6 protein-coding genes are annotated in these 8,983 nt (G+C 71.0%); 2 read left to right on the forward strand and 4 right to left on the reverse strand.

Annotated features, from left to right (window positions below; translation table 11 throughout):
* Positions 1-138: 138 nt before the first annotated feature.
* The 3 genes from ACZ56B_RS31810 to ACZ56B_RS31820 all read right to left on the reverse strand — a co-directional run bounded on the left by ACZ56B_RS31810 (position 139) and on the right by ACZ56B_RS31820 (position 3,229).
* Positions 139-795 (reverse strand): SDR family oxidoreductase, encoded by a 657-nt coding sequence (locus ACZ56B_RS31810; RefSeq protein ID WP_468798242.1) that lies wholly within the window; start codon positions 793-795, stop codon positions 139-141.
* A gap of 291 nt (positions 796-1,086) precedes the next feature.
* Positions 1,087-2,562, reverse strand: coding sequence for a sensor histidine kinase (locus ACZ56B_RS31815; protein WP_468798245.1), 1,476 nt, complete (start codon positions 2,560-2,562; stop codon positions 1,087-1,089).
* The gene (locus ACZ56B_RS31820; protein WP_468798248.1) at positions 2,549-3,229 is read right to left on the reverse strand and encodes a response regulator transcription factor; all 681 of its coding nucleotides are present in this window, start codon (positions 3,227-3,229) and stop codon (positions 2,549-2,551) included. Before ACZ56B_RS31820 ends, ACZ56B_RS31815 begins: the two co-directional genes overlap by 14 nt.
* 128 nt (positions 3,230-3,357) lie before the next feature.
* Here ACZ56B_RS31820 and ACZ56B_RS31825 point away from each other — a divergent pair, with 128 nt between their 5' ends.
* Entirely contained in the window at positions 3,358-4,887 is a 1,530-nt protein-coding gene (locus ACZ56B_RS31825; protein WP_468798251.1) for a glycosyltransferase family 39 protein, read from the forward strand.
* Positions 4,888-5,226: 339 nt separating this feature from the next.
* Here ACZ56B_RS31825 and ACZ56B_RS31830 read toward each other — a convergent pair whose 3' ends face one another.
* Positions 5,227-6,660, reverse strand: a complete 1,434-nt coding sequence (locus ACZ56B_RS31830) for an endo-1,4-beta-xylanase (RefSeq protein ID WP_468798254.1) — start codon at positions 6,658-6,660, stop codon at positions 5,227-5,229.
* A gap of 729 nt (positions 6,661-7,389) precedes the next feature.
* Here ACZ56B_RS31830 and ACZ56B_RS31835 point away from each other — a divergent pair.
* Positions 7,390-8,856 (forward strand): non-reducing end alpha-L-arabinofuranosidase family hydrolase, encoded by a 1,467-nt coding sequence (locus ACZ56B_RS31835; protein ID WP_468798257.1) that lies wholly within the window; start codon positions 7,390-7,392, stop codon positions 8,854-8,856.
* Positions 8,857-8,983 lie beyond the last annotated feature (127 nt).

An 8,983-nucleotide genomic window follows, 5' to 3' on the forward strand; every position in this document is an offset into this window, starting at 1 on the left:
CTGCAACATCATCTTGCTTATCATCGCCAACCGCACCACCCCCCCCCCCCCCCTCACCCCCCCCCCCCCCCCACCCCCCCCCCCCCCCCCCCCCCCCCCCTCCCCCCCCGCCCCCCGGGTGTCGGGTCGGCCTCGGCGTCACATCGTCACGGACACGGCTTCCCGCGGGTGGGGAGGCGGAAAGTAGCCCTGGTCGGTGAAGAACCTCAGGTAGCGGGCCAGCAGTTCACCCGTAACACGCGGGCAGGTGATGCCGCTGCCCGCCGAGGCCGCCTCCGTCTTGTGCATGTCGATGTCGGGGTAGCCGCCGATTCCGGAGATCGCGGCCTCGAAGACGTCGAGCAGCGGCAGGAGCGAGTTCTCCGGGTCGCTGCGCACCGTCCGGCTCCACTCGGCCCCGTCCAGGTCCACGAGAGTGTGACCGAGGGCGCGGAGTTGGTCGACGACCTCGGAGAAGTGCAGGCGGTGCGGGTTGGAAAGGTTGTACGTGTCCCCCACCCCCGTGAGCCCGGAAGAGAGCCGCAGGATCGCGGCGCTCACGTAGTCGACCGGTGTGGGGTGGAAGTAACCGGGGATGCCCGCGGGGACCGCGCCCGCCGTCAGCATGCCGCGGATGCTCAGCCACACGAAGTCCTGGGTCTGGCAGGCCCCGTTCACCTGGTCGCCGGAGACGACGTCGACCCGGTAGACGGAGACCGGAATGCCACGCGACCTGGCGATGTCGATGATCCCCCGGCCACCCGGCCGCCCCGCTTCGGCGTCCGGTCCGGGAGCAACGGCTCGATCCTCGCCCACTGCGCATCAGTCAACGGCACACCCAGACCAACCTCGGGAACTCCCTGGAGTCCGTGGACCTCGGGTTCACCCTGCGGGCCCGATGTGGTGATCTTCGCTCGGTCAGGTGAAGTCGTCCGGTTCCGTGCCCGGTCGTGCGCAGCGCCGTGGTCTGCCGCTGTCAGCGGGGCGGGTTCGGCGGTCGGGAGGCGCGATGGGGGAGTTCGGTGAACCGCGTCGGCCCGGAGGTCGTCGCACGCACCGGCGGCCCAGGGGTCCACCCGGCCCCGGGGCGTCGGGGGTCGAGTGGATCTACGACTGGCCGAGGGCTGCCTCCGGGGCGGGGGCTCGGGGAAGGCGTAGCTCGAAGCACGCTCCGAGGGTCCGGGGGGCGAGGGTGAGGGTGCCTCGGTGGCGGTGGGCCAGGTCGCGGGCGATGGCGAGGCCCAGACCGGTGCCGCCGCGGTCGCGGGAGCGGGCGTCGTCGAGGCGGACGAAGCGTTCGAAGATGCGCTCGGCGTCCTCGGGGGGCACGCCCGGTCCGTCGTCGTGCACCGTGACGACGACGGACCGGGCGCCCTGGTTCCGGACGGTGATCTGGACGCGGTGTGCGGCGTGACGGGCGGCGTTGTCGAGGAGGTTGCGCAGCAGCCGTTCGAGCTCGTCGTGGTTTCCGTGGACGTGTGCGGGGGCGGTGCTGTCGTAGGTGAGGGTCAACGGTCTTTCGGTGAGGGGGTGTTGCTCGGCCAGCCGGGAGACGAGGGCGGTCAGGTCGACGGTTTCGGGGTCGGCTGCGGGGGCGCGGGTGTCGAGGCGGGCGAGGAGCAGCAGGTCTTCGGTGAGCGCCTGGAGGCGGCGGGTCTGCCGTACGGCGGTGGTGGCCGCGGCGGGCCAGTCGGTGCGTTCCGGGTAGGCGAGCGCGACCTCCAGGCCGGCCGACAGTGTGGTGAGGGGGCTGCGCAGTTCGTGGGCGGCGTCCGCGACGAAGCGGCGCTGCTGGGCGGCGGCGTCGTCGAGGCGTTGGAGGGTGGTGTTGATGGTGGTGGCCAGAGCGGTGATCTCGTGTCCGGTGGCGGGGACGGTGACGCGTTCGCGGGGGTCCCTCGCGGTGACCGAGGCGGTGAGGACGCGGATGGCTTCGACCGGCCGCAGCGCGATGCGGACGGTGAAGTAGGCGGCGGCGGCGATCAGTACGAGGCCGACGAGCCCGGCCCGCAGCAGCAGGCGGTCGGTGGTGCTGGTGATCTCCTCGGCTGCCTGCGGGAGCACCACCACATAGACCCGCAGCGTGGCGTCGGCGGTGACGCCCAGAGCGGCGATCTTGTCGCTGCTCAGTTCGTCGGCTTTGATGTCGGCGGCCATGACCTCATAGGTCCCGCCGGCCATGGAGCCTCTGACCCCGGGGTTGTAGTCGCGGTTCGCGGGCAGGCGGACGAAGTTGGGCGCCCCGTCCCCGATCGGGGCGGGCAGCACATGGCGAGTGCCGGGATCGAAGTCGGCCATGCCCCCGCCGTAGGCGACAGCGCTGCGCCGGCCGGTCGCGACGACCTCGTACGGCACGGCGCTCCTGCGAACGGGAACCACACCCTCCTCCAGTTGATCGACGAGAGCCCAGAGCTGTAGCAGGGCCTGTTCCTGGGCGACCTGCGTGCTCTGACGGTAGACGTCGCGGTGCACCCACCAGCCGATGCCGGCCAGGATGACGGCGGCGGCCGAGGCGGCGGCCAGGGCCGCGCGGGCTCGTACCGAACGCGGCCACCAGCGGCGTCGCGGCTCAGTCGCGTTCACGGTCGTCCACCAGTCGGTAGCCGGTGCCCCGTACGGTCTGCAGGGACCGCCGGTGGAACGCGGTGTCCACCTTCTTGCGGAGGGAACTGACGCGCGCCTCCACCAGGTTGGGGTCCTCGGCCTCGTCGGGCCACGCGTGGTAGAGCAGGTCCGCTTTGGAGACCGCCTGGCCCGCCCGGCGGGCCAGCAGCTCCAGCACGGCGAACTCCCTGGGGGTGAGGTCCACCCGGACTCCGGCCCGGCGGCAGACCCGGCCGGCGACGTCCAACGAGAGGTCGCCCACGGCGAGGACGGGCGGGGCGGCCGTCGCGGCGCGTCTGGCCAGGGCCCGCAGCCGTGCGACGAGCACCAGGTAGGAGAAGGGCTTGGCCAGGTAGTCGTCGGCCCCCGTGTCCAGGGCCTCCGCCTGGTCCCACTCCCCGTCCTTGGCGGTGAGGACCAGGATGGGGGTCGCGTTCCCCTCCCGGCGCAGCTGGGCGCAGACCTTGTAGCCGTTGAGTCCGGGCAGCATCAGGTCCAGCACGACGAGGGCGTAGTCGCCGCTCCGGGCCATCCACAGTCCCTGCCGGCCGTCATGGGCGAGGTCGACGCTGTAGCCCTCGGCGGTCAGGCCGGTGTGCAGGGTGTGGGCAAGGTCCACTTCGTCTTCGACCACCAGGATGCGCATGGGGTGCAGCCTGGCACAGGACCGGCCCGCCTTCCTGATCGGCCGGTCAGGTCGGGTCAGCAACCGGTCAACGAGGTCCGGGCACGCTGGCGGGGCTTCTTCGCCACTGCTGAAAGGCCCCGCCCTCGATGTCCGTTGACGAACGTGTCCCCGCCGTGATCGGGACGGTCCCCGCTCCCCCGCCCGACCGTCGGCCGTCACCGCGCCCGGTCCGAGCCGTCGTCCTCCTCGCGCCCTCGCTGCTGACCGTCGCCCTGGGACTCTGGGGCATCCGCAGGGAGAACACCATGTGGGGGGACGAGTCCGTCACCTATCAGCTCGCGCAGCGCGACCTTTCGCAGATATGGCTCACCGCCCAGCACGTCGATCTGGTCCACGCCCTCTACTACACCGTGATGCACGGGATCTTCGGTCTCTTCGGCGGGGGGTTGCTGGCGTTGCGGCTGCCGTCCGTGCTGGCGATGTCCGTGGCGGCGAGCGGGGTCGGGCTTCTGGGGCTGCGCCTGGCGGGGCCCCGGGCCGGGCTGCTGGCCGGGCTGGTGTTCCCGGTCCTCCCCCAGGTGCAGAAGTACGCGCAGGAAGGCCGCTCGTACGCCATGGTCTGCGCCCTGGTCGCCTGGGCCACCTATGCGCTGGTGGTCAGCGTCCCGCACCGCGCCCGGTGGCGGTGGGCGGTCTACGGCTCCACCATGCTGCTGGCCTGCCTGCTCCACGAGTTCGCGGTCCTCGCCCTCGTCGCACACGGCGTCACCCTGGTCGTCTCCCGTGTTCCACGGCCGGTGATGAGGGCGTGGAGCGTGACCGCGGCCGGCGTCGTGGCCGGGCTGCTGCCACTGGCGATCCTCAGTGCGGCGCAGTCGGAGCAGGTGTCCTGGATCGGCGGGCCGGTGCGGCTGCAGTACTTCCTGGTCGTGGCGGTCGTGGGCGTGGCGTGCGCCCGGGTGCCCCTGGGGGTCAGGGGGCCCGTACGGCTTTCCGCGCTGGCCGTGCCGATCCTCGTGCTCCCGGGCCTTCTGCTGCTGATCGTCTCCCTGGTGAAGCCCCTTTTCGTCGACCGGTACGTGCTGTACAGCAACATCGGCATCGCCTTGCTGCTGGGCGCCTTGACGGATCACCTCCACCGGCAGCAGCGGTCTTCCCGCTCCGTGTGGATCGCGGCGGTCGCCGTACTGGCCGCGCTCGTCCCGCCGAGCCTGTCGCTGAGGACGCCCCAGAGCCGGAGCGACGACGTCACCGCCATCGGCGCCGCCGTACACGAGGCGGGCCGTCCCGGCGACGGTCTGCTCTACCTCTCCGGCCGGCACCGGATCCTGGCCGCGGCCGACCCCGGGGACACCCGTTTCCTGACGGATCTGGCCCTGGCGCAGGACCCCGTTTCGTCGAACACGCTCGCAGGCGTCGAGCTCCCCGCCCGGGAGATCGCGGCGCGCATGCTGGACTTCGACCGGATCGTCGCGGTCCGTGCGGCGGGGGCGCACTCACTGACCGACCCGCGGGAGGAAGCGAAGACACGCACCCTGCGGCGCCACTTCCGCGAGCACGGAACGACGCAGGTCAACGGGGCACGGGTCACCGTCTACGTCCGGGACCACGATCCGTCCGCGAAGGCCGGTCCTCGATCCGGCAGCCCGGGAGCGAGCGGTGGGGTGGGGAGGTGACCGCGACCGGTGCCGGCCCGGTCGGCGCCACCGCCGCCGCTGTGGCGGACCCCGGTGCGTCCCGCCGCGCGTGAGAGCCCCGTCGGGACGGTTCCCGACGGGGCTTCGCCGTGTCACCCGCCGTCACCGAGCCGTCCTCGACCGGGAGCACTCCCCTGGAGCGAAGGACCCTGGCCCGTGTACGGGCGCGGGCACCGGATCGGCCTGGCACGGCCGCGGTCCTCGGAGAACGGGCCCGTACCGCGGACGGACCGTCGGGTCACGCGGCGGACCGTCCGGGCGGGAACCGGGCGTCCGGGCCCGGGTCCCCGCCGCGGCGGTCACTTCGCGCGGGCCCCGTCAGGCGCGGGTCCAGCGCTGGTTGTTGCCGTTCGAGCAGGAGTAGAGCTGGATCAGGGTGCCGTTGGCGGTGCCGCCCCCGACGGCGTCGAGGCAGAGGCCGGACTGGACGCCGACGACGGATCCGTCGGAGTTGAGGCGCCACTTCTGGTTGTCGCCGCCCCAGCAGCTGTAGATCTGGACCTTGGCGCCGTTGCCGGTGCCGGCGGCGTCCAGGCACTTGTTGCCGTAGACCCTGAGTTCACCGGCGTCGGTGTGCGTCCACTGCTGGTTGGTGCCGTTGTGGCAGTCCCACAGCTGGACCTGGGTGCCGTCGGTGGTGCTGTTGTTCGGCACGTCCAGGCAGCGGCCCGAACCGACGCCCTTGAGCGTTCCACCGTCCGCGGGCGGTGTGGTGGAGCCGCCGTTGAGCGCGTTGAGGACGGCGGTGTACGCGGGCTTCTTGCTGCCGTCGTTGTTGAACAGCAGCGGCGTGTGCTCCGACCGCCAGGAGTCGCTGTCGCGCACGCCCCAGACGGTGACGCCGAGGCAGCGCGAGACGGCCAGGCAGTCGTTGACCACGTTGGCGTAGGTCGTGGGCGAGGCGCCCTGGATGTCGAGCTCGGTGACGGCCACGTCGACGCCGAGGGCGGCGAAGCTCTGCAGGGTGGTGCGGAAGTTGCTGTTGTAGGGGCTGCCGCTGTTGAAGTGCGACTGGAAGCCGACGCAGTCGATCGGCACGCCGCGCTGCTTGAAGTCCCGCACCATGCGGTACATGGCCTGGGTCTTGGCCCAGGTCCAGTCCTCGACGTTGTAGTCGTTGTAGCAGAGCTTGGCGGACGGGTCGGCGGCGCGCGCGGTGCGGAAGGCGACCTCGATCCAGTCGTTGCCGGTGCGCTGCAGGTTGGAGTCGCGCCGGGCTCCCGAACTTCCGTCGGCGAAGGCCTCGTTCACGACGTCCCACTGCTTGATCTTGCCCTTGTAGTGGGCCATCACGCCGTTGATGTGGTCGATCATCGCCTGGCGCAGCGCGCTGCCGCTGAGGTTCTGCATCCAGCCGGGCTGCTGGGAGTGCCAGGCCAGGGTGTGACCGCGCACCTCCTTGCCGTTCTGCACCGCCCAGTTGTAGACGCGGTCGGCGGCGGAGAAGTTGAACTGGCCCCGCTGCGGCTGGGTGGCGTCGATCTTCATCTCGTTCTCGGCCGTCACCGAGTTGAACTCCCGGGCCGCGATCGTCGCGTACGTCGAGTCGCTCAGCCTGTTCGCGGCGATGGCGACGCCGAAGTAGCGGCCGCTCTGCGCCGCGGCGGCGCCGAGCGTGCTCTCGGCGGCCTGGGCGGGCGACGGCGGTGCGACCAGTGCGGCGCCCGCACCGAGGACGCCGGCGACCAGCGCCGGCAGCAGAGCGCGGATCTTCCGCCGGACGGCGGGTCTGGGAAGGGCAGAGGAGCCCATGGCTGTGCCTCCAAGGTAGGAATGACGGGACCACCGGACACCGCGGTCGTGGGTCCCGGCAGGATCCCGACCGGCACGGACGGGCCCGGTCGGCCGCCGAGTGACGTACGCCGGGCGGCAGCGGTCTTTCGACACGGGCACGGGGGTACTCCATCGCGGCTCGGCCGGGAGGCCGTCACGCGGGGCCGCGCACCTCTCCCCCTGCGCGGAGGGTCGGGACGCGTCGGTGCGAGCCTCACCGGGACGGGAAAACGGGGTGGCGCGGGTGCTTCGGTGCGCGGATCCGTCGTGCGGCTGTGCACGGCTCCGCAGTGCGGCACAGCCCGCTCGGGACCAGCACTGTTCGAAATCTCGTCCTACGGTCGATTTACCAGACAGGATGATTGAGGGGTTGTCATTGACTCGTCAACCCTTGCGGCGAAAAAAATTTCCGATCTAGATTCGAAACATTCGAGGCCATGTTGAGGTGGGCGGATCCTCGGGTCGGCGAGCCCTACCGCACCCCACCTGCGGTTTCATGAGCGAGGCAAGGGCTCGTCGCGCTCGGAGACCGGGACTGTTTGCGGACAGATCGGTGACGGACCTTGACCGGAGGGCCCCGTCTCCCTAGCTTGTGGCGTCACAGAACCGGGATCACTTCGAAATTTTCGAACCCGTCCCCGCCCCCGGCGCGGCTGCCGCTCCGCGGTTCATCGCGGCACCCCACCCCGCCCCCAAGGAGGCCCTTTGATGTGGTTTCGCCACCCGTCCCCGGTCCGTCCGAGACGCTTACTCGGCGTCCTCGCGCCCTTGCTGCTGGTGGTCACCTTCCTCGGTGCCCAGCCCGCCGAGGCCGCGACCGTGGAACCCGACGCCTCGTACGTGCTGGTCAACCGCAACAGCGGCAAAGCCCTGGACGTCTACAACATGGCGACCGGTGACGGCGCCCGCATCACCCAGTGGACCAGGAACGACCAGAGCCAGCAGCAGTGGCAGTTCGTCGATTCCGGGGACGGCTACTACCGCATCAAGTCCCGTCACTCGGGCAAGGTGCTGGACGTCCACAACTGGTCCACCGCGAACGGCGGCTCGATCGTCCAGTGGTCCGACCTGAACGCCGCCAACCAGCAGTGGCGACTGGCCGACAGCTCGGACGGCTACGTGAGGCTCATTTCGCGCCACAGCAACAAGGCCCTCGAAGTGCAGGGCGCCTCCACCGCCGACAACGCGAACATCGTCCAGTACGACGACTGGGGCGGCGCCAACCAGCAGTGGCGCCTCGTCAAGGTCGGCGCCGGCACCCCCGGCTCGTGCGATCTCCCGTCGAGCTACCGCTGGACGTCGACGGGCGCGCTGGCGCAGCCCAAGCAGGGGTGGGTCTCGCTCAAGGACTTCACCGTCGCCCCCTACAACGGCAGGCAACTCGTCTACGCGACCACGCACGACACGGGGACGAGGTGGGGTTCGATGAACTTCGGCCTGTTCACCAACTGGTCGGAGATGGCCTCGGCCAGCCAGAACACGATGGCCAGTTCCACCGTCGCACCCACGCTCTTCTACTTCGCGCCGAAGAACATCTGGGTGCTCGCCTACCAGTGGGGCCGGACCGCCTTCTCCTACCGGACGTCGAGCGACCCCACCAACCCGAACGGCTGGTCGTCCGAGCAGGTGCTCTTCTCCGGAAGCATCTCCGACTCCGGAACGGGACCCATCGACCAGACGCTCATCGGTGACGGCCAGAACATGTACCTGTTCTTCGCCGGCGACAACGGCAAGATCTACCGGGCCAGCATGCCGATCGGGAACTTCCCGGGCAGCTTCGGCTCGACCTCGACCGTGGTCATGAGCGACACGACGAACAACCTGTTCGAAGCCCCGCAGGTCTACAAGCTGCAGGGCCAGAACCGCTACCTCATGATCGTCGAGGCGATCGGCTCGCAGGGCCGGTACTTCCGCTCGTTCACGGCCACCAGTCTGAACGGCTCCTGGACGCCCCAGGCCGCGACCGAGAGCAACCCCTTCGCCGGCAAGGCCAACAGCGGCGCCACCTGGACCAACGACATCAGCCACGGCGAACTGATCCGCACCAGCGCCGATCAGACCATGACCGTCGATCCCTGCAACCTGCAGTTGCTCTACCAGGGGCGCAGCCCCAACTCCGGCGGTGACTACGGTCTCCTGCCCTACCGTCCGGGTCTGCTGACCCTGCGACGCTGACGGCAGGAGACGGGTCCGGCTCCGAGGGGGGAGCCGGTGGGGGGGGGGGGGGGGGGGGGGGGGGGGGGGGGGGGGGGGGGGGGGGGGGGGGGGGGGGGGGGGGGGGGGGGGGGGGGGGGGGGGGGGG

Source organism: Streptomyces sp. NPDC034670 (genome assembly GCF_055574875.1).